The organism is Streptomyces sp. NBC_01707 (assembly GCF_041438805.1).
Classification (GTDB): Bacteria; Actinomycetota; Actinomycetes; order Streptomycetales; family Streptomycetaceae; genus Streptomyces.
Map to the genome: position 1 here is coordinate 2139235 of NZ_CP109190.1, position 19479 is coordinate 2158713.

The following is a 19479-nucleotide window of genomic DNA, read 5'->3' on the forward strand; positions in this document are numbered from 1 at the left end:
CCGGTCACTCCCGAACGGTTGCCAGACGGAGACGTTCTCAACGAGAAAACCGGAACTGCGTCCCGTTACATAAGGAGGAGTCGACCGCCCATCCGGCGGCCGCGCAGCACCACCTCCTGGTCAACCATCCGAGAGGGAAACCCCCCATGACCGCCTCGCACCTCCTCGTCCCCGTTCCGATCCCGGACCGGGTCGCCGCACTGATCGGGTCCTGCATCCCGCCGCACATCGTGCAGGCGGAGTTCGACGCCGAGTGCGCCGCCCGCGAGGTCCGCAGGTTCCGCGGCCCCCGGCTCGGCATCGAGGACCAGGCCGATCGCGAGCAGGCCCTGTCCGAGCTGGCCTGGGCCAACAAGGTGCTCGCCGCCCACCACCCCGGCCTGCCGGTGCGCCCCGGCAGCTCCTGGTGACTGCAGCGCCGACGACACCGGCAGCACATGGTCCACAGGACCACGGAGAACATCCGCACCCTCCTCGGCCGGCCTGACGGCCGCCGGTCGGACCGCGGTGACCAGGGTGAAGTGGACCGGGAGAGAATGTCGGGCAGCAATGCCACCGATCCGCTGTTCGCACACCCCCTGGGAAACGCCATGCCCGCCGGTCCGCGCCCGTCCGTCCTCTTCGTCACCGATCTTGCCTACGAGGCACGCGGCCGGCGCTACTGCGACGAGGACATATTTCTGACCTCGCGGCTCCGCGAGGAGTTCGACATAGCGCTCTGCCATCCGCGGGACGCGGCCTCACTCCTGGACGGCTTCGACGTCGTCGTCAAACGCAACAGCGGTCCGGTGCTGCACTACCAGGAGGCGTACGACGCGTTCCGCGCCCGCGCACGCGAGCGGAACGTGCCGGTGTACAACCCGTTGACCGGCCGCGGGGACATGGCCGGCAAGCAGTACCTGGTCGATCTGAGCGCCGCGAAGCATCCGGTGATCGCGACGGTGGACCGGGCAGCCGATCTGGGGCTGCTGCCCGAGGCCGCGGAGTATGTGATCAAGCCGAAGCTGGGTGCGGACTCGGTCGGGCTGCGGTTCGTCGCACCGCAGCTGCTCGCCGCCGAGGTGGCCGCCGAGCCGGACGGAACCGTGCTCGTCCAGCCGAGGATCGACTTCAGCTACGAGGTGTCCTTCTACTTCATCGACCGGGACTTCCAGTACGCGCTGTACGCACCGCACACCGACAGGCGCTGGGTGCTGGAGCCGTACGGGGCGACGGCGGCGGATCTGGAGTTCGCCCGGCGGTTCGTGGAGTGGAACGCACTCCCACACGGCATCCAGCGGGTCGACGCCTGCCGGACGGCCGACGGCGAGCTGCTGCTCGTCGAGCTGGAGGACCTCAATCCCTACCTCTCGCTGGACCGGGTCACGGAGCCGGTGCGGGAGGCGTTCGTGGCCCGGATGAAGACGTCGGTGCGCGAGCTGATCGGCTGACCCGTCCGGCCGTCCCCCACATGCGGGCGACAGGGGCCGGTGTGAGGGTGCAAGCGTGACCACTGCCAGCGAGACCGTCCCCGCCGCGCAGAGTGCCGCCGCGCCGCCCGTGCTCGACCCGCGTCGCCGGAACATCGTCTTCATCACCATCGTGCTGGGGATTCTGCTGGCCGCCCTGGACCAGACGATCGTGGGCACGGCGCTACCCACGATCGTCGCGGATCTGGGCGGCGCCGCCCATATGTCCTGGGTGGTCACGGCGTATCTGCTCGCCGAGACGGTGGCGACGGTCCTGGTCGGCAAGTTCGGTGACCTCTTCGGCCGGAAGATCGTCTTCCAGGTCTCGGCGATCATCTTCATCACCGGCTCGTTCCTGTGCGGTCTTGCGACCAACATGTCCATGCTGATCATCTGGCGAGGGCTGCAGGGCATCGGTGCGGGCGGGCTGATGGTCACCTCCATGGCGCTGATCGCCGATGTGATCCCGCTGCGCGAACGCGGCAAGTACCAGGGCGCGATCGGCGCGGTCTTCGGGGTGGCCACAGTGGTCGGGCCGCTGCTCGGCGGGCTGTTCACCGACCATCTCTCGTGGCGCTGGGCGTTCTACGTCAATGTGCCGATCGCGATCGTGGTGGTGATCGCCGCCGCCCGGACGATCCCGGCGGTCAAGGCGGCCGGGCGGCCGGTCATCGATTATCTGGGCATCACCATGGTCACGATCGGTGCGAGCGCCCTGATCCTGGCGACGAGCTGGGGCGGCAACCAGTACGCCTGGGGGTCGCCGACCATCATCGGTCTCTTCGTGGGTGGTGTCGTCGCGCTCGCGCTCTTCTGCCTCGTGGAGTTCCGGGCGAAGGAACCGATGCTGCCGATGCGGCTGTTCCGGAACCCGGTCTTCACGGTGTGCTCGGTCCTCAGCTTCATCGTGGGCTTCGCGATGCTCGGCGCGATGATCTTCCTGCCGACATATCTGCAGTTCGTGGACGGGAACTCGGCGACCCTGTCGGGCGTGCGGACGCTGCCGCTCGTGATCGGTCTGCTCGCGGCGTCGATCTTCAGCGGCAATGTGGTCAGCAAGACCGGCAAGTACCGGATCTTCCCCATCGTCGGTTCGCTGATCATGGCGGTCGGGCTGTACCTGCTGTCCCGGATGGGTCCGGGCAGCGGGGTCTGGCTGGAGTCGCTGTACATGCTGGTGCTCGGTGTCGGCATCGGGCTGTCCATGCAGGTGCTGACGATCGCGGTGCAGAACACGGTCGACTACGCGGATCTGGGCACGGCGACGTCGGGCGTGACGTTCTTCCGGACGCTCGGCAGCTCCTTCGGCACCGCGGTATTCGGCACGATCTACGCCAACGCGCTGGGGCCGAACCTGACCCAGGGGGTCGAGGCCGCGGCGCGGGCGGGCGGCGACCCCCTGGCCGTGGCAAAGGCGGCGCAGAGCCCGCAGGGGCTGCACAGCCTGCCGCCCGGGCAGTCCGCGCCGCTGGTCCAGTCGTACGCGGACACGCTCCACACCGTGTTCCTGTGGACGGTGCCGGTCGCACTTCTCGGGTTCGTCGTGGCTCTCTTCCTGAAAGAGGTGAAACTGCGGGACACCGCGCGGGTCGCCTCGACCGACATGGGCGAAGGGTTTGCCTCCCCGGGCGACGGGGACTCGGCGAAGCTGCTCGAGTACTCGGTGGCGAAGATCCTTCGGGGCATGGGCCCGGACACGGCCCGGCGGATCGTCGCCGACTCGGACACCCGGCTCGACATGGCGGGCGCCTGGGCGGTGATGCAGGTCGAGCTGTTCACGCGGATGGTCGGCCATGCGGGCCTCGGTCTGATCGCGACGAGGCACCGGATTCCGCCGGAGGTGCTGGTGCCGGTCTTCGACCGGATGATCGAGGAGGGGTATCTCAGCGGGGACGGTCATCTCTTCACGCACACCGAGGCGGGCCGCCGGGAGGCGGCGACGATCTCCCGTGCCTGGGGTGCCTGGCTCAACGAACAGGTGGACCGCGACGGCGCCCGCCCCGACGACAAGCAGCTGCGGGCCGCGGTCCATGTCATCGCCAAGCGGCTGCTGGCGGAGGACCTGACGCAGGAGCTGTCCCCGGCGGACACGGCCGGTGCGTCACGGGTGCCCGCCCCTGCCTGACACCGGCGCCGCCGTCTCCTCCTTCGACCGAGTCCGTCGCACTCCACGCCCGCAGAGTCGCGGTGCACTTTCGGCGTGATGCCACCACTCGGCGGACCTCAAAGTGATCAGTCGGCGAAGACCGCTGTCGAGTAGACCCAGGCTCCTTGGTGCCGGACGAATCGGCTCTGTTCGTGCAGCGAGTCCGGCCGGCCGTCGTGCGTGTATTGGGCGCGGAAGGTGACCGTTCCCGTGGTGTGGAAGGCGCTGCCGTCCGTCGTCGCCAGGATCTCCAGGCGCACCCAGCGCATTGCGGGATCGAAGTCGATGACGGGCGGCCGGGTGTCCGGGTCCCAGGTGCGGAGCAGGTACGCCGCGTCCTGGACGACGAACGCGGCGTACCGCGAACGCATCAGGGCCTCACAGGTCGGCGCAGCGGAACCGGCGTGCAGTCGTCCGCAGCAGTCGGCGTACGTCGCGGAAAGGCCGCAGGGGCACGGCGAGGCCGGAGTGATCGCGGTGGCCGGGGCGATGTGGGTCCTCGCGGCGGAGGTCTGCCGGGGGCGTGAGCTGCGTCGGGACATGGCCCCATTGTGACCTGCGGCGGGACCGGACAGGTGCGCCAGGGCGGCGCTGCCGTGCCCGACCGGTGCGTCACGGTGTCCCGGCGAATCGGCGGCGGTACTCGGTGGGGGTGAGCCCCGTGCGGCGGCGCAGCTGGGCCCGCAGGTTCGTCGCCGTACCGAGTCCGCTGGCGCGTGCGACCACGTCGAGACGCTCCTCGCCGCGCTCCATCAGCCGGCAGGCGAAGGTGATCCGCCGCTCGGTCAGCCAGGCGAGCGGGGTGGTGGCGAGCTGGGAGCGGAAGCGGCGGTGCAGGGTCGCAGGACTGACGGCGGCGTGCGCGGCCAGGCCGGACACCGTGAGCTCCGTACCGAGCCGCTCCTCGGCCCAGGCGAGCAACGGCCCCAGCGAGGTGTCGGGCACGTCGGGCAGCGGGTGCTCGACGAACTGCCGCTGGCCACCGTCGCGGTGGACGGCGAAGACCAGCCGGCGGCTGACGGCTGCGGCGATCTCCGCGCCGTGGTCGCCTCGGACGATATGGAGGCCCGTGTCGAGGGCGGCGGCGCTGCCCGCCGCGGTGATGATCTGCCCGTCGTCGACGAACAGCACATCGGGGTCGAGGCGGACCTGCGGGAAGCGGGCGGCGAAGGCATCGGCCCAGCGCCAGTGGGTGGTGGCGCGGCGACCGTCCAGCACACCGGCCGCGGCCAGCGTGAAGGTGCCCGTGCAGAAGCTGACCAGACGGGCACCCCGGCCGGCGGCGCGACGGATCGCGTCGAGGACGGCCGGGTCCGGGTCGGTCTCCGGGTCGGGGCGGTTCGGCACGATGACGGTGTCGGCCCGGTCGACGGCGTCGAGTCCGGCGACCCCGGTGAGCTGGAAGAAGCCGTGATGCATGCGCACGGCCGGGGTCTCGGCGCAGAGCTCGAAGTCGTACCAGGGCACCGGCAGCTCGGGGCGGCGCAGCCCGAAGAGTTCGGTGGCCACGCCCAGCTCGAACGGGTTGGAGCCGGCGGAGACGATCATCACGACCCGGTGCGAGGATTCTTGCGCCATGTGCGATTCGTAGCACTCACCCGAAGCGGAGTCCACCGCCGAGGATGGAAGCCATGAGCGATCACATGACGACGACCGGACCGGACCCCGTCCTGCTGAGCGATGCCCTGAAAACGTTCGAGGCGCTGTGGAGCCCCCGGATCGTGACCCGCGTCAACGACTACGACGTGCGGGTCGCCAAGGTCCGGGGCGAGCATGTCTGGCACGTCCATGAGGAGACCGACGAGTTCTTCCTCGTCCTCGACGGCGCCCTGGACATCGCACTGCGCGAGGCCGGCGGGGAGCGCACGGTCACACTCGACCGGGGCGCGGTGTTCGTCGTCCCGCGGACCACCTGGCACCGGCCGTACTCGGCCGCCGGTGCGTCGCTCCTGCTGTTCGAGCCGTCCGGGACGTCATCGGTGGGCGACCGGCACGACGAGGTGCCCGACCATGTCGAGGCGACGACCGGACACGTACTGGGGACCTGAACTCGGCGGGGACGGCAGGCGTTGTGCGCTGCCGTCGGCCCGTTGCGCCGAAGGGTGTCATGCGGGTTCGGGGTCAGGGCTTGCGGGCCACACCCGCGTATCCCGGGATCGGCTCGTCGCCCGGCACGTCGATGACCTCGCCGAGCTCCGGGTGCCAGTCCGCGGAGAGGGTGACGCCCGGCTCGACGAGCTCCAGCCCGTCGAAGAACGCGCTGAGTTCGGCATGCGAGCGCGGACGCAGCGTCATCCCGCGGGCCTTGTACATGGCGGAGGCCTGGGCGGCACCCTCGGGGTTGAAGTCCCCGGTGGTGTGCGAGAGCACCAGATAGCTGCCCGAGGGGAGCTGCGCCACCAGCCGGTCGACGAGCTCGGCCGCACCGTCCTCGTCGTCGAGGAAGTGCAGCAGGGCCAGCAGGGACAACGCTATGGGGCGGCTGAAGTCGAGGACCTTGCCCGCGTTCTCCAGGATGGCCTCCGGCCGACGGGCGTCGACCTGGATGTACTCGGTGGCGCCCTCGGGGGTGGAGCGCAGCAGGGCCGCCGCATGCGCGAGGACGATCGGATCGTTGTCGCAGTAGACGATGCGCGCATCCGGGGCGGTCTGCTGGGCGATCTGGTGAAGGTTGGGCTCGGTCGGGATGCCGGTGCCGATGTCGAGGAACTGGCGTACGCCCCGCTCGGCGAGCCAACGGGTGGCGCGGTGCATGAACGCGCGGTTGACCCGGGCCATGTCACGGCCCCGTGAGTCGAGCGCGAGGAGCTGCTGAGCCATCTGTTCGTCGACCGGGTAGTTGTCCTTGCCGCCGAGGAACCAGTCGTACATCCGGGCGGGATGCGGCTTGCTGGTGTCGATCTCGATGGGCTGAGGGTCGTGCCCGGTCATAGCGCGCTCCTGGGGTCCGTGGATCGGCGAACAGAGACTGACGTGTGGCGAGGAACGGTCGCCCGCTCCTCAGGGTCCGGTAGGCGCAAGTCAGGTTCCGGTCAGGAGGAAGTCCGCCTGACCCGCCTTGGCGCCCTGGATGAATGCGGCGATCTCACGGGGGGTGTAGATGAGGGCGGGGCCGTCGGGATCCGCGGACTGGCGTACAGCGACTCTGCCGTCGGCCAGCCTCATGGCCTCGACGCAGTTGCCCCCGTTGCCGCCGCTCCACGGCTTGTACCAGCCTTCGGAGCCGAGTTCGGCGGCCGGCATGCCGTTGTATATGGGGTCGATCATCACAGCTCCTTGCGGAAGTCCCGGAGGATTTCCTTCGTGCGTTGTGCAGTTGCGGCCTGAGCCGCCATGCGGTCCATGACTTCGAGGTAGGAGGCCACCTCGGGACGCGCGTCGAAGTAGACGGCGCCGGTCAGGTACTCGCTGTACACCATGTCGGGCAGTTCGGGGACGGCGAAGCGGAAGAGGACGAACGGGCCGTAGGTGCCGGGGTGGTGGCCGGTGGTGAACTCCGCGATCTGCAACGTCACGTTGGGCATCTCGGTCGCGTGGAGCAGCCGGTCGATCTGCTCGCGCATGGCTTCGGCACTGCCGACGGGACGGCGCAGGACCGTCTCGTCCATCACCACCCAAAGCTTCGGGGCGTCCGGGCGGGTCAGCAGCCCCTGCCGCTCCATCCGCAGCGCCACATGGCGCTCGATGTCCTCGGGCCGGGTCTGGCCGACGGCGCCGGTGCGCAACACCGAACGTGCGTAGTCCTCGGTCTGCAGGAGTCCCGGGACGAAGTGCGGTTCGTACATGCGCAGGAGGCTCGCGGCGCCCTCCAGGCTGACGTACATGCTGAACCAGTCGGGCAGGACGTCGTGGAACCGCTGCCACCAGCCGGGCTTGTTGGCCTCCTCGGCGAGCTCGACGAAGGAGTCGGCCTCACCGTCGGTGATCCCGTAGGCCTTCAGAAGCAGTTGCACATAGGGGATCTTGAGAGCGACCTCTGCGGTCTCCATCCTGCGAATCGTCGCAGGAGCGACCCGCAACACCTTGGCAGCCTGGTCACGGCTCAGGCCGACACGCTCCCGCAGGTCCTGCAGGCGCTTGCCGAGAACGACCTGACCCACGGTCGGGGCGGACCGCGGTTCGCTCACTTCAGACCTCCCGATGCGGTGTTTGCGAGCAGTGTGCCATGCGTATGCCTTCAAAGACACAGTCACTCTGGAATTTTCAGAGTGCCCCTTGCCAAGTGTTCGCGACAGGGGGAGAGTTGGTGAGTGAACCAGTTCACTTAGTCATGCCCGCTCCCTCCCCCGGGGATGCGAAGCGTGGCGCAGCCCCCCACTGTGAGGAATCGGTCGTGGCACCTGGCAGTGCGCTCATCCCCCGGCACGTCGACCTCACCCCCGGGACGGAAGCGCTCCGGTACTGCTTCGCATTGCCCGCCCACCCGGAATCGGTGGCAGGTGCGCGGCGGCTGACAAGGGCCCGGCTGGACGAGTGGCGCCTGGACGCGGACGCACACGAAGCGGCGGTCCTGGTCGTCTCGGAACTGGTCACCAACGCGGTGGTGCACACCGCGAGCGCCCGCGTCGTGTGCGAATTGCACTGCCTCGACAGACGGCTGCGCATAGCCGTACAGGATCAAGGACACCAACCCGGTGGCCCGAAGCTGCGCCGCACCGCCGATGACGAACACGGACGCGGCCTGCTGCTCGTCGACGCGATGAGCAGCGCCTGGGGATCCCGCGACGCCGGCGACGGCTCCGGCCGCATCGTCTGGGCAGAACTGCCGCACCGCACGGAGCCGTCATGTTGAGGAACGCAATGGCCCAGTTGCTCGGAACCCGCCGCTCCCGTGAGCCCCAGCCGCCCGGCGCCGGCGACAGCGGGGTACAGCTGCCGGTGCCGCCCGCGCTGTCGGCGAGTCTGGGCTGCGACGCGGTGGGGGTCCCGGCCGCCTACGGCTTCCGGCTGTTGTCCCATCTGCCACGCACCGGTTGCGTCTTCGCGGACGCCGACCGCTGGTGGTGGATCGTCCCGGCAGGTTCGGACCTCGAACTGGACTGGCCGGCGCAGGTCGCGTACGCCAGGGGTGCCTACGTCCCCGCGGTACGGCCGCGGCTGATCCACGCACCCGACAGCCGTACCCCCTACACCCCGCCCATTCCGCTCTTCCTGATGGTGTGCCAGGTCACCGGGGTGACACCGTCCTGGGCAGTGACCGATGGTCCCCGCGCGGTGCCCGCCGGCTGACCCCTACCCCCCTTACCACTGCCCTGACCTGGGGTTTTCTCCGCTCGGCGCACCGTCACGCTGCGTTGTCAGTGGCGGGTTCTAGTGTGGTGGCACTGATCGAGAAGCCCGCCACCGAGCGGGCTGTCCAGGTGCCAAGGGGGCGGGCCGGTGCGGCGCTGGGAGTACGTCGAGGGCAGTGCATCGAAGTTCTGGGAGACCGGGGCCGACGGCGTCCTGGTGACGGTGCGGTACGGGCGGTGCGGAACCGACGGGCGCACGCAGAGCAAGGAGTACGCGTCGGCGGACGCCGCGCAGGAGCAGGTCCGCAGGACGGTCGCGGAGAAGGAGCGCAAGGGCTACCGGGAGGTGGGCGGGGCCACGGTGGCTGCCGAGGCGCCGCCCCGGGCCCTCACGCAAGCCGCCGACGCCGGCGCGACTGCGGGTGCGCTGCCCGACGAGGACACCTTCGAGCTGCCGGCCGCCTGGCGGCGCCGGCTGCACCCACGGCGCGGGGGTGTGCGGCGCCCTGCGGGCAAGGCCTCGCAGGAAGCACTGGACACGGTGGAGCGCAGGCTCTCCGAGGAGCGGGGGTGGATCGCCGAGCTTCTGGCGGCTCCGCCCAGCGACGACCGCCTCGTCGAGTCCGCCCGGGCGCATCTGGCGGGCAGTCCCGATCCCGTCGGGGCGGCGGTCCTCGCCGCGGTGGTCGGCCTCCACCCGTTGACACCGGCGGCATGGGCGGACAGCTGGACCGAGGAGTACGGGCTGCCGTTCGCCGCCCGGGCGGCCGTGGAGCTCTTCACGGTCGAGGCGCACTGGACCCAGGAAGGAACGCGGCGGTACGACCCGTGGCTCGAGGCCCTCACGGGCCCCCGTAACGGGTACTGGACGGCGGCGCGCCGGCCGGCCGCCGACCGGATCCGCGCCCTCCTCGCGAACGCCGACGAGGAGACCTACCGGTCCACGGTCGCCGCGCTCGCCCGCTGCCGCGACGATGCGGTGCGCCGGATCGTCGTGTCGTATCTGGTGCCGAGCGAGACGGTGTGGGTGGCCGAGCTCTGTGCGGACCCTCAGGTGATCGCCGAGAACGACACCACCCTGCGCTCCATGGTGTTCTGTTCGCTCAACTCTTCCGAGCAGCTCAGCGAGCTCGCGGAGCGGCCCGGCCTCGGCTGGTCGATCGCGGTGATCGGGACGGTCGCGGAGGGCATCGGACCGGCGGTCGCACCGCTGCTGGCCGGCGCCGTGAGCGACCGATACCGCACGGACCATCAGAAGTTGATCGCGAACGCCCTGGTGGAGCTCCCGTCGGACGAGGCCTTCGGGCTTCTCCTCGCCCACTCGGAGGCGAAGCACGTCCGGGCCGCGCTGTTCGAAGCGGCGCACCGCTATCCGGTACGCGCGCTGCGGCTGTTCGCCGCGGCCGTGCGCGACGGTTCCGGCCCGGGCTCCGCCGATTCCACCCGGCTGCTGCTCGCCAGGCACATCGGCGCCCACCGCGAGCTGGTGTCGACGGTGCTCCCCACACTCGACGCCGGCCTCGCCGCGCTGGTCGATCCGCTGCTCGACCCGGCCGGCCGGGTCGCCGACGCCCTGTCGGAAGCGCTGCCGGAACTGCTGGTCTCCCCTCCGTGGTCGCGGCCGCGGAAGCCCACCCGCACGACGGTCGTCGACGGGCTGACGGCCGAGGCGGAGCCGGGTATCGCCTGGCTGCCGGGCGAGAAGGAGGAGTGGGCTGCCTGCCGCACCTGGTACAACCGCGAGCCTGAGGACATGCGCGGCAACGCGAAGTACTGGGAGGAGCAGACGGCTTCGTACACGGCGGAGGAGACCCTGACCGACCTCCACCCTGCCTGGATGTTCCTGCACGGCCCCGAGGAGACGGTCCGGCCGTGGCTCGGCAAATGGGCCCCGGACGACCTGTGGCACGCCGCGGAGACGCTCAAACCGATCGCCGCCCGCTTCGGACTCGACGCACTGCCGGTGCTGCTCCGTGCGGCGCCCCACCAGCCGAGTTCGCTCGCCTCGCTGTTCCTGCCGTACGTGGACGTCACGGTCGCCCGGCTCATGGCGGACTGGTCGATGCGGCTCAAATCCACTGCGACGACGACCCGTTCCTGGTTCACCCGGCACGGCGCCACAGCGGCCGCGCATCTGGTGCCGGACGCGGTCGGCAAGGCCGGGGCCGGCCGTCGCGCCGCCGAGCAGGCACTGCTGCAGATCGCCGCGGTCCACGGGGACGCGGTGGTGCGGGAGGCCGCCGCCGGATACGGCGCCGGTGCGGCAGGCGTGATCGACGAGCTGCTGTCGGCCGACCCGCTGGAGCGGGCGCTGCCCGCCAGGATGCCGGTCGTGCCCGCGTGGGCGGAGCCGGCCCTGCTGCCGCAGATCCGTGTCAGGGCCGGCGGCGCGCTGCCGGAGGAGTCCGTCCGCCATGCTCTGATGCTGCTGGCGCTGTCCCGGCCCGGGGAGACCTGTCCGGGGGTGGCCGTCCTCAGGGAGACGGCGGAGCCGCAGTCGCTCGCCACGTTCGCCTGGGCGCTGTTCGAGCAGTGGCGGCTGTCCGGGATGCCCGCCAAGGAGTCCTGGGCACTGCACGCTCTCGGGCTGCTCGGTGACGACGGGACGGTACGCGGCCTCACACCGCTCATCAGGGCCTGGCCGGGCGAGGGCGCACATCACAGGGCGGTCGAGGGTCTCGATGTGCTGGCGGCCATCGGCACCGATGCGGCGCTGCTGCATCTGCACGGCATCTCGCAGCGCGTGAAGTTCAAGGCGCTGAAGGTCCGGGCCCAGGAGAAGATCGCCGAGGTGGCCTCGGGGCTCGGCCTGACCGGCGAACAGCTCTCCGACCGGCTGGTGCCCGACTTCGGACTGGACGCCGGGGGTTCGACGGTCGTCGACTACGGCACCCGCCGTTTCACCGTCGGCTTCGACGAGCAGCTGCGGCCGTACGTGCTGGACGGCGACGGCAGGCGCCGCAAGGATCTGCCGATGCCGGGTGCGCGGGACGACGCGGAGCTGGCCCCCGCGGAGCGCAAGCGGTTCATGGCGCTGAAGAAGGACGTGCGGACGGTCGCCTCCGACCAGGTGCGGCGGCTGGAGGCCGCGATGGTGGCACAGCGTTCCTGGACGATGGCGGAGTTCCGTGAGCTGTTCCTCCGCCACCCGCTGCTCCGGCACCTGGTGCGCCGGCTGGTGTGGCTGAGCGAGACCGACGGGGCGATCACCGCGTTCCGGGTGGCGGACGACCGTACGTTCGCGAATGTCGAGGACGACCCTTTCCGGCCGGCCGAGGGCGCGGCGGTACGGATCGCGCACCCGCTGGAGCTTGGCGAGGAGCTCGACGACTGGTCAAAGGTGTTCGCGGACCACGAGATCCGGCAGCCGTTCCCGCAGTTGGGGCGCGCCGTGTTCCGGCTGACGGACGAGGACGCAGGCGGCCACCGGCTGACCCGGTTCGAGGGGCTCAAGGTGCCGACGGGCAAGGTGCTCGGGCTGGAGCGGCGCGGCTGGGAGCGGGGTGTGCCGCAGGACGCCGGGGTCGAGCGGTGGATCTCCAAGCAGCTCGCCGACAACGTCTGTCTGGTGATCGCGCTGGACAGCGGCATCGCGGTCGGGGTCGTCGACATGTTCCCGGACCAGACCCTCGAAACGGTGTGGTTGGACGGTCGGCCCAACGACCATCATCCGCTGCGCACCTATCCGCTGCGGTTCGCCGATCTCGACCCGGTGACCGTCTCCGAACTGCTGGCCGATCTGACGGAGCTGACCGAGGGCGTCGCGTCATGACCGTGAAGACGCATGCGGAGCCGGTGCCGGACGGCCGGGCCGTCGTACGGTGCGGCGGCCGGGCCGTGCGTGCAACGGTCCGCGGCCGAGGTCCGGTACACCCAGGAGCCGGCCGCGCTGCGCGCCGGCTACCGCGATCCGCGGCCGTCGGGCCGGGAGTTGATTCTGCGGGCGACGCGCAGGCTCGGCATCGGCGACGCGGAAGCGGGCCTGCCGCGCGGCGGCATTGCTGCGGTCGTTCCTGAACGCGCTGGACGGGCAGGCGGAGAGCGGGCGGACCGCCGCCTGGCTGAAGGCCCGGCTCCGTCTCCCGGTCAGCAGCGAGCTGCGCGGCGCCGAAGGCTGAGGACACTCGCTCCGGGCGTGAGCGACGGTGTCCCGGTCAGGCCCGGTTCAGATAGGCGAGTCCGGGATGGACCTTCGTGTACCCGTCGACGAGTCGACGGGCGACCGAGACCGAGTCGACGAGGGGGTGCAGTGCGAAGGCCTGAACGGCGCCGGCGCGTGAGCCGGTGGCCGCCGCGTCGAGGACCGCGCGCTCGACGGCTTTCACCGCCGTGACCAGGCCGACGGCGTGATACGGGAGGGGGTCGACGGCGACGGGGTGGGCGCCGTTGGCGTCGACGAGGCAGGGCACCTCGATGACGGCGTCCGCGTCGAGCACGGAGAGCGTGGTGCGGTTGCGGACGTTGAGGATGAGCGACGTCCGCTCGTTGCGGGCGACGGCCCGCATGAGGGCGAGGGCGACCTGCTCGTACCCGCCGGACTCCAGATCGCTCTCGTCCCGCTCACCCGCTCCGGCGACCTCCCTGTTCTCCGACATGTAGGTGGCCTCGCGTTCGGCGCGGGTGCGGTCCCAGGTCGGCAGGGCGGGCGTGGCCGGGTCCTTCATCCGGGCGTAGAAGCCCTCCTGCTGGTCGCGGAGGAAGGCGCCGCGGGTCTGCTCGGCGTCCTGGTAGGCGCGGACGGCTTCCCGGTTGAAGTAGTAGTAGTGCAGGTACTCGTTGGGGATCGCACCGAGTGAACGCAGCCAATCGGTGCCGAAGAGCTTGCCTTCCTCGAACGAGCCCAGCAGCTCCGGGTCGGCGAGCAGACGCGGCAGTTCGTCGCGGCCGTCGATGTGCAGTCCGCGGACCCAGCCCAGGTGGTTGAGGCCGACGTAGTCGATCCAGGCGCGGTCGGGGTCCGCGCCCAGGGTCCGGGCGATGCGGCGGCCGAGGCCCACCGGCGAGTCGCAGATGCCGATGACCCGGTCGCCGAGGTGGCGCGACATGGCTTCGGTGACCAGGCCTGCCGGGTTGGTGAAGTTGATGACCCAGGCGTGCGGGGCGAGCCGCGCGATGCGGCGGGCGAGTCCGTCCGCGACGGGGACGGTGCGCAGCCCGTAGGCGATGCCGCCCGCGCCGACCGTCTCCTGGCCGAGCACGCCTTCGTCGAGCGCGACCCGCTCGTCGGCGGCACGGCCTTCGAGGCCGCCGACCCGGATGGCGGAGAAGACGAAGTCGGCGCCCCGCAGTGCCTCGTCGAGCTCGGTGGTGGCGAGGACGGTGGGTGCGTCCGGCACCCCCTCGGCCTGATCGGCGAGGACGCGGGCGACGGCGGTGAGCCGGTCGGCGTCGGTGTCGTAGAGGGTGACTGCGGTGACGCGGCCTTCGGCGTGGTCGGCGAGCAGCGCCCCGTACACCAGGGGGACCCGGAATCCGCCGCCGCCCAGAATTGTCAGCTTCACGCTTCCGCATGGTACGGGCCCGAAGCTCCGTACCGGGCCCGCCACCGTCACCGCGGCAAGCGCGGGCGGGCCGGTGGCCCCGGACCTCCCGGTCCGGGGCCACCGGCCCGTGACTGCGCTCGTGCCGATCGTGCCGCCCGTGGCGGGGACTGCCAGGTCAGTAGCCACTCCACCAGCGCGTCACCGCGCGCCACAGCCTCGTCGGCGCGGCCGGCCTGCGCTGACGCGGGATCCGGCCTGCTGCCGACTGGCCGGCGGCCGTACTGTCGGGCTCCGTCTCGGTCTGCACCCCGCCCCCCTGCACGGCACCGGCACCGCCGCGGGCGGCCTGCGCTCCCGCCCCGTCCGGTGCGTGGGCGGGATTGCGCACCCCCACAGGCGGCGTGTGCGGGACCGGCGACTGAACTTCCCAGTTCTCGCGCGCGGGGTTACGCCGGCCCGTCGACGGGGGTTCGTCGTCGTCCTGCGGCGGGCGGGCGGCGAAGTCCGCGGGCAGTTCCACGAGATGCCGGGACATGATGTTCCCGATCCACTTCAGCTCGCTCTCGTCGACGGCCAGTTCGAGGTCCGGAAGGCGCATCAGCAGGGCGTCGACACCGACGTCCGCGATCGCTCGCCCGATGTCCTGGCCGGGGCATTCGTGCGGGCCGCCACTGAACGCCAGGTGGGCGCGGTTGCCCTCCATGTTGGCGGTGAGATCGGGCCGTACCACCGGGTCCGTGTTGGCGGGTGCGATGCCGACGATCAGCGCGTCGCCCTCCCTGATGCGCTGACCGCCGAGCTCCGTGTCGCCGACCGCCCAGCGGCCGAACACCGCGGTGAACGGCGGCTCGTCCCACAGCGTCTGCTCGACCGCCTCCGGCACGGTCATGTGGCCGCCGCTGAGCCGCGCCCGGAACCGCGGGTCGGTGAGCACCATACGGAGCACGTTGGCGATCAGGTTGGCGGTCGCCTCGTACGCGGCGATGAGGATCAGCCGCAGATGCTCGGTGACCTCGGTGTCGGTCATTCCCGCGGGATGCTCGACGAGCCAGGTGGCGAAGTCGGAGGCGGGTTCGGTCCGGCGCCGTTGGACCAGCCGGCTCAGCGCGGCGACGACATAGGCGTTGCTCGCGACAGCGGTCGCCGTGCCCCGCGTCATGTCGCGGGCGGCCTGGACCATACGGTCGTTGTACTCCTCGGGCATGCCGAGGATCGCGCACATCACCATCATCGGCAGCTGCTCGGCGAACTGGCTGACCAGGTCCACACGGCCTTCCTGGCAGAAGTCGTTGACGAGGCGGTTGCTGAAGCGGTTGATGTGCCGGCGCACGCCGCGGTGGTCGATGCGCGCCATGCTGTCGGTGACGGCGCCGCGCAGCCGTTCATGGGTGTCGCCGTCGGCGAACACGCACACCGGCTGCCAGGTGAAGATCGGGGCCAGCGGGTGGTCCGGCGCGACACTGCCGTCCTGCAGGGCCCGCCAGCGCCGGGAGTCGCGGGAGAACTGCGAGGGGGTGCGGGTCAGGTGCAGGTTCTCGCTGTGCCCGAGCACCAGCCAGGCGGGCACGTCCCCGTGCAGCAGGATCGGTGCCACCGTGCCGTGTTCGGCGCGCAGCTTGTCGTACAGCCCTGCGGGGTCCCGCTCCGCCTCGGGGCCGTAGAACCGGCGCAGCCCGCCGGGTCCGACACCGAGGCCGTGGGCCGGGCACTCGGGTGGTGGAACCGGCCCCGTGGCGGCGCCGGGCTCGTAGTGGAAAGGGGTTGTCACGATCGCTCCAGGGATGAGGCTGCCGAGATCGGATGTGTACGGGCGAGGGATCGAGCGGGTGCCAAGAGGGTGTCCAGCGGGGTGCGCGTGGGGGCGGGCACGGTGCGCTGCGGTGCGGTGCGGTGGGATCAGCCGAGCGGGACGGCCAGGCTGTGCAGATAGCGCATCAGGGTCATCAGCACATCGCGGCTGGACGCGCGCAGTCTGGCGTCGCAGTCGATCATCGGAACCTCGTCCGGCAGGTCCAGGGCGCTGCGCAATGCCTCGACCGGGTGCTTCGGGGCGTCCGGGAAGGTGTTGACGGCGACGACGAACGGCACGCCGCGTTCCTCCAGACGCCCGATCACGTCGAAGCTGACTTCGAGGCGTCGGGTGTCGATGAGCACGACGGCGCCGAGCGCGCCCTCGAAGAGGCCGTTCCACAGGAACCAGAAGCGTTCCTGGCCCGGGGTGCCGAAGAGGTAGAGGATCAGCTCGTCGCTGATGCTGATCCGGCCGAAGTCCATGGCGACGGTGGTGGCGGTCTTGCTCTCCACCCCGACGTTGTCGTCCACGCCGACGCCGGCCTGGGTCATGGTCTCTTCGGTGGTCAGGGGCCGGATCTCGCTGACGGATCCGACCATGGTCGTCTTGCCGACCCCGAACCCACCGACTATCACCACTTTCACGGCCGCTGTGGCCGTCGTGGGCAGGATGTCCTCCGTCCTGGGGCCGGTGATCGTGTCAGAGTTTCTGAAGTCCATGCATCACCGCTTCGAGAAGAGACCTGTCCGGGAGTGTGGCGCGGACGATGGGCGCGCGCGATTCGATCAGTTCGGTCGTGAGGAGATCGGTGAGGAGCGAAGTCACCACGCTGAACGGCAGGCCGAGGTAGGCCGAGATCTCGGCGACGGATAACGGCGCCTGGCATAGCCGCAGGATCACGGCCTGTTCGGGCTGGACCGTCGGCGTCGGTTCCACCTTCGCGACGATCATCGTGACCAGGTCGAGCGCAGCCCGCTCGCTGCCGTCGGGATCGCCGGTGATCACGTACAGCCGTTCCGGATCAATCTGTGCCGGATCGGCCTTTCGGCGTTCTCGTCGGGGAGAACTCATCCGGCCTGCCCGTCATGACGCGGCGGGCTCGTGAGGTGCGCGCCGATCCTGACGACCATGTCGCGCATCCGTGCTCCGACAAGTCCCGCGTCCACCGTCTCCCCGGCGAGGACCGCGAGGTACGCACCGGTCCCGGCGGCCATCAAGTAGAAGAAACCGCCGGTGACTTCGATGACGACCAGCCGCATCATCCCGTCGCTGTACGGGATTTCGGAGGCGACGGCGGCGGCCAGGCTCTGCAGTCCGGCGCAGGCGGCCGCCAGCCGGTCGGCGACATCGGGGTCGCCGCCGTGCCGGGCGATGCGCAAACCGTCCGCGGAGAGCACCACGATCTGATGGATGTCGGGAACGTCGTCGGCCAGTTCCTTGAGCATCCAGTCCATATTGCCCCGCTGCTGGATCACTTCAGATCTCCCTTGTCCCACGCATCGTCAGGGTCTTCGTCGGTCTTCGGCTCCTGCGGCACGCCGTTGACGGCGTTGGTGAATGCCTCCAGCCAGAGTCCGGGCGGCGGCTCCTTGGCGCTGTCGCTACCGTTGCGCTGCCCTGCGGCGGGTGCGGCCGACTGCGCGGGGAGATTGTGCGAGCCGAGCGGTGCGCGGCCGCGGCTGCGGCGCTGCGGGAGGCCGCCGGCGGTCCACTCGGTCACCACGGGGGCGTCGTCCCCCAGGGCGGACGCGGGGGCGGCCGGCCGGGGCTCGGAGGCGACCGGTCCGGTGGCCGGGCGGGATTCCACGGGGAGAGGCTGGCGGCGCTTGCTGCGCGGCGGAACGACGTGCTTCATGTTGGAGAGGTCGATGTCGCTGGTGGGTCGCGACGTGGCGCCGATGCCGTGCGCGATACCGGGTGCGGGGCCGGTGGTGATCATGGCGCGGGGCACGATGAGGACGGCGCGGACCCCGCCGTACGCGGACTGCCGCAGCGAGACCTGCAGGTCGTACATCCGGGAGAGCCGGCCGACGACGGCCATGCCGAGCCGCGGGGACTCGCCGAGGTCGTTCATATTGGATCCGGCCTGGGCCCTGGCGAGCATGTTCTCCGCCCGCGCGCGGGCCTCCTCGCTGAGGCTGACGCCGCCGTCCTCGATCTCGATGGCGATGCCGGACTGCACCTCGACCGCGGTGACGTGCACCCGGGTCTGCGGCGGCGAGTAGCGGGTCGCGTTGTCGAGGAGTTCGGCGCAGGCGTGGATGAGCGGCTCGACCGCGGTGCCGATGATGGCGACCTTGGCGATCGAGTGCAGATCGACGCGCGGGTACTCGAGGATCCGGGACATGGCGCCACGCAGCACGCTGAACAGCGGTACGGGCTTGGGCCATTGGCGGCTGGGACGGGCGCCACCGAGCACCGCGATGGAGTCGGCCAGACGGCCGATCAGCGCGGTGCCGTGGTCGATGCGCAGCAGGTCGTCGAAGACGTCGGGGTTGCGACCGTGGTGCTCCTCCATCTCCCGCAGCTCGGAGGCCTGGCGGTGGACGATCGCCTGGACGCGTCGTGCGACGTTGACGAAGGCGCGCTGCCCGGAGTCGCGCATCGCCTCTTCGTTGTCGATGATGTCCAGCACCGTGCGGACGAGGGCGCGTTGGGCGTCGGGAAGATCGCGGTACGTCTCGTCGGTGTCGACGACGTCGCGCAGTACCTCGTCGGGCGAGTTGCCCACCCGGAGCCGGTGGATCGCTGCCGGCAGCAGCTCCTTGCTGATCCGGATGGCCTCTTCGTCATGGGTGGCGAGGCGACGTTCGAGGACGGTGAGGCGGCGTTCGTACTCGGCTCGCTGCCGGCGCATCGCGCGTCCGCGGCGGGCGAGCACGACGCCGAGCGAGGCGACCACGACGGTGGCGACGGCTCCGCACCAGACGACTGGGATCCGCGCGGGCTCGGAAACCAGTGCCACGGCGCCGGCGGTCGCGCCGGCCATCAGGAGCACGGGGAGCAACGCGGCGCGAGCGACGGAAATTTCTCTGTCGATCGGCGGTGATTCAACTCGAACCATCTAAGACCTCTGACGGTTGATTCGGGAGGTATGCGCGCATCCAGGGCGCGCAGGAACAAGTGCTCGAATTCATATCAACTCGACTTCACTGTGCGTGAGCTTAGCCAGATACAAACAGTGCTTCGGCATATTCACCCAACCCCCTGCGCGAGCGCTCCGGCGGTAATACACTCACGAGTTTTTGCACGCACCGCCTTCGACCGTGCGCGAGGAGTGACGAAGTGCCGGAACACGGGAGACCTGCCGCTTCACGCACCGCTGCGCGGACCGTCGTCAGGACTTACTTGCGGAGAGAGGTACGACGGTAGAGGAGTT

General features: G+C 70.6%; 18 protein-coding genes. 7 read left to right on the top strand and 11 right to left on the bottom strand.

Translation table 11 applies throughout. The features are described from left to right. Positions 1 to 146: 146 nt before the first annotated feature. From OG963_RS09725 to OG963_RS09735, 3 genes are all read left to right on the top strand, one after another. On the top strand, positions 147 to 410 hold the full coding sequence (locus tag OG963_RS09725; protein ID WP_093779440.1) for a hypothetical protein: 264 nt from the start codon (positions 147 to 149) through the stop codon (positions 408 to 410). Positions 411 to 590: 180 nt separating this feature from the next. Next, the gene (locus OG963_RS09730) at positions 591 to 1430 is read left to right on the top strand and encodes a hypothetical protein (protein ID WP_093779546.1); all 840 of its coding nucleotides are present in this window, start codon (positions 591 to 593) and stop codon (positions 1428 to 1430) included. 55 nt (positions 1431 to 1485) lie between these two features. Continuing rightward, entirely contained in the window at positions 1486 to 3573 is a 2088-nt protein-coding gene (locus tag OG963_RS09735) for an MDR family MFS transporter (protein WP_093779438.1), read from the top strand. 107 nt (positions 3574 to 3680) lie between these two features. Here OG963_RS09735 and OG963_RS09740 read toward each other — a convergent pair whose 3' ends face one another. Together OG963_RS09740 and OG963_RS09745 are read right to left on the bottom strand one after the other, a co-directional pair. Further along, positions 3681 to 4136, bottom strand: coding sequence for a YchJ family protein (locus OG963_RS09740; protein WP_371798761.1), 456 nt, complete (start codon positions 4134 to 4136; stop codon positions 3681 to 3683). A gap of 70 nt (positions 4137 to 4206) precedes the next feature. Then, entirely contained in the window at positions 4207 to 5172 is a 966-nt protein-coding gene (locus OG963_RS09745) for a GlxA family transcriptional regulator (protein ID WP_093931429.1), read from the bottom strand. 53 nt (positions 5173 to 5225) lie between these two features. On the opposite strand from OG963_RS09745, the gene OG963_RS09750 reads away from it, so the two are divergent. Next, positions 5226 to 5642, top strand: a complete 417-nt coding sequence (locus OG963_RS09750) for a cupin domain-containing protein (protein ID WP_256224090.1) — start codon at positions 5226 to 5228, stop codon at positions 5640 to 5642. 73 nt (positions 5643 to 5715) lie between these two features. Here OG963_RS09750 and OG963_RS09755 read toward each other — a convergent pair whose 3' ends face one another. The 3 genes from OG963_RS09755 to OG963_RS09765 form a co-directional block, all read right to left on the bottom strand. Continuing rightward, positions 5716 to 6525 carry an SAM-dependent methyltransferase gene (locus OG963_RS09755; protein WP_030930008.1) on the bottom strand — a complete coding sequence of 270 codons (810 nt, stop codon included), beginning with the start codon at positions 6523 to 6525 and terminating at the stop codon, positions 5716 to 5718. 90 nt (positions 6526 to 6615) lie between these two features. Next, positions 6616 to 6858: a DUF397 domain-containing protein gene (locus OG963_RS09760; RefSeq protein ID WP_030930006.1), complete on the bottom strand. Its 243-nt coding sequence runs from the start codon at positions 6856 to 6858 to the stop codon at positions 6616 to 6618. Positions 6859 to 6860: 2 nt separating this feature from the next. Then, on the bottom strand, positions 6861 to 7721 hold the full coding sequence (locus OG963_RS09765) for a helix-turn-helix transcriptional regulator (RefSeq protein WP_030930004.1): 861 nt from the start codon (positions 7719 to 7721) through the stop codon (positions 6861 to 6863). A gap of 206 nt (positions 7722 to 7927) precedes the next feature. On the opposite strand from OG963_RS09765, the gene OG963_RS09770 reads away from it, so the two are divergent. From OG963_RS09770 to OG963_RS09780, 3 genes are all read left to right on the top strand, one after another. Continuing rightward, on the top strand, positions 7928 to 8386 hold the full coding sequence (locus OG963_RS09770; protein WP_093779432.1) for an ATP-binding protein: 459 nt from the start codon (positions 7928 to 7930) through the stop codon (positions 8384 to 8386). Beyond that, positions 8380 to 8823 (top strand): hypothetical protein, encoded by a 444-nt coding sequence (locus tag OG963_RS09775; RefSeq protein ID WP_030929991.1) that lies wholly within the window; start codon positions 8380 to 8382, stop codon positions 8821 to 8823. The genes OG963_RS09770 and OG963_RS09775 overlap by 7 nt, the downstream gene beginning before the upstream one ends. Positions 8824 to 8973: 150 nt before the next feature. Next, positions 8974 to 12597 carry a DUF4132 domain-containing protein gene (locus OG963_RS09780; RefSeq protein WP_371798762.1) on the top strand — a complete coding sequence of 1208 codons (3624 nt, stop codon included), beginning with the start codon at positions 8974 to 8976 and terminating at the stop codon, positions 12595 to 12597. Between the two features lie 382 nt (positions 12598 to 12979). Here the strand turns inward: OG963_RS09780 and OG963_RS09785 are convergent, their stop codons facing one another. The 6 genes from OG963_RS09785 to OG963_RS09810 form a co-directional block, all read right to left on the bottom strand. Then, positions 12980 to 14326 carry a 6-phospho-beta-glucosidase gene (locus OG963_RS09785; protein ID WP_319329074.1) on the bottom strand — a complete coding sequence of 449 codons (1347 nt, stop codon included), beginning with the start codon at positions 14324 to 14326 and terminating at the stop codon, positions 12980 to 12982. 157 nt (positions 14327 to 14483) lie between these two features. Then, complete coding sequence (locus tag OG963_RS09790) at positions 14484 to 16076, bottom strand: cytochrome P450 (protein ID WP_371798763.1); 1593 nt, start codon at positions 16074 to 16076, stop codon at positions 14484 to 14486. Between the two features lie 128 nt (positions 16077 to 16204). Further along, positions 16205 to 16819, bottom strand: coding sequence for an ATP/GTP-binding protein (locus tag OG963_RS09795; protein WP_093779424.1), 615 nt, complete (start codon positions 16817 to 16819; stop codon positions 16205 to 16207). After that, entirely contained in the window at positions 16800 to 17171 is a 372-nt protein-coding gene (locus OG963_RS09800) for a DUF742 domain-containing protein (RefSeq protein WP_093779422.1), read from the bottom strand. Before OG963_RS09800 ends, OG963_RS09795 begins: the two co-directional genes overlap by 20 nt. Next, positions 17168 to 17575 (bottom strand): roadblock/LC7 domain-containing protein, encoded by a 408-nt coding sequence (locus OG963_RS09805; protein WP_030929977.1) that lies wholly within the window; start codon positions 17573 to 17575, stop codon positions 17168 to 17170. The genes OG963_RS09800 and OG963_RS09805 overlap by 4 nt, the downstream gene beginning before the upstream one ends. Continuing rightward, the gene (locus OG963_RS09810) at positions 17572 to 19164 is read right to left on the bottom strand and encodes a sensor histidine kinase KdpD (RefSeq protein WP_093779420.1); all 1593 of its coding nucleotides are present in this window, start codon (positions 19162 to 19164) and stop codon (positions 17572 to 17574) included. Before OG963_RS09810 ends, OG963_RS09805 begins: the two co-directional genes overlap by 4 nt. Between the last annotated feature and the right edge of the window lie 315 nt (positions 19165 to 19479).

Excerpts from the sequence above, each read along its gene's own strand:
- OG963_RS09730 (WP_093779546.1), top strand. The coding sequence starts at position 591 with ATGCCCGCCGGTCCGCGCCCGTCCGTCCTCTTCGTCACCGATCTTGCC.
- OG963_RS09745 (WP_093931429.1), bottom strand. The coding sequence starts at position 5,172 with ATGGCGCAAGAATCCTCGCACCGGGTCGTGATGATCGTCTCCGCCGGC.
- OG963_RS09810 (WP_093779420.1), bottom strand. The coding sequence starts at position 19,164 with ATGGTTCGAGTTGAATCACCGCCGATCGACAGAGAAATTTCCGTCGCT.
- OG963_RS09775 (WP_030929991.1), top strand. The coding sequence starts at position 8,380 with ATGTTGAGGAACGCAATGGCCCAGTTGCTCGGAACCCGCCGCTCCCGT.
- OG963_RS09755 (WP_030930008.1), bottom strand. The coding sequence starts at position 6,525 with ATGACCGGGCACGACCCTCAGCCCATCGAGATCGACACCAGCAAGCCG.
- OG963_RS09750 (WP_256224090.1), top strand. The coding sequence starts at position 5,226 with ATGAGCGATCACATGACGACGACCGGACCGGACCCCGTCCTGCTGAGC.
- OG963_RS09800 (WP_093779422.1), bottom strand. The coding sequence starts at position 17,171 with ATGAGTTCTCCCCGACGAGAACGCCGAAAGGCCGATCCGGCACAGATT.
- OG963_RS09740 (WP_371798761.1), bottom strand. The coding sequence starts at position 4,136 with ATGTCCCGACGCAGCTCACGCCCCCGGCAGACCTCCGCCGCGAGGACC.
- OG963_RS09795 (WP_093779424.1), bottom strand. The coding sequence starts at position 16,819 with ATGGACTTCAGAAACTCTGACACGATCACCGGCCCCAGGACGGAGGAC.
- OG963_RS09725 (WP_093779440.1), top strand. The coding sequence starts at position 147 with ATGACCGCCTCGCACCTCCTCGTCCCCGTTCCGATCCCGGACCGGGTC.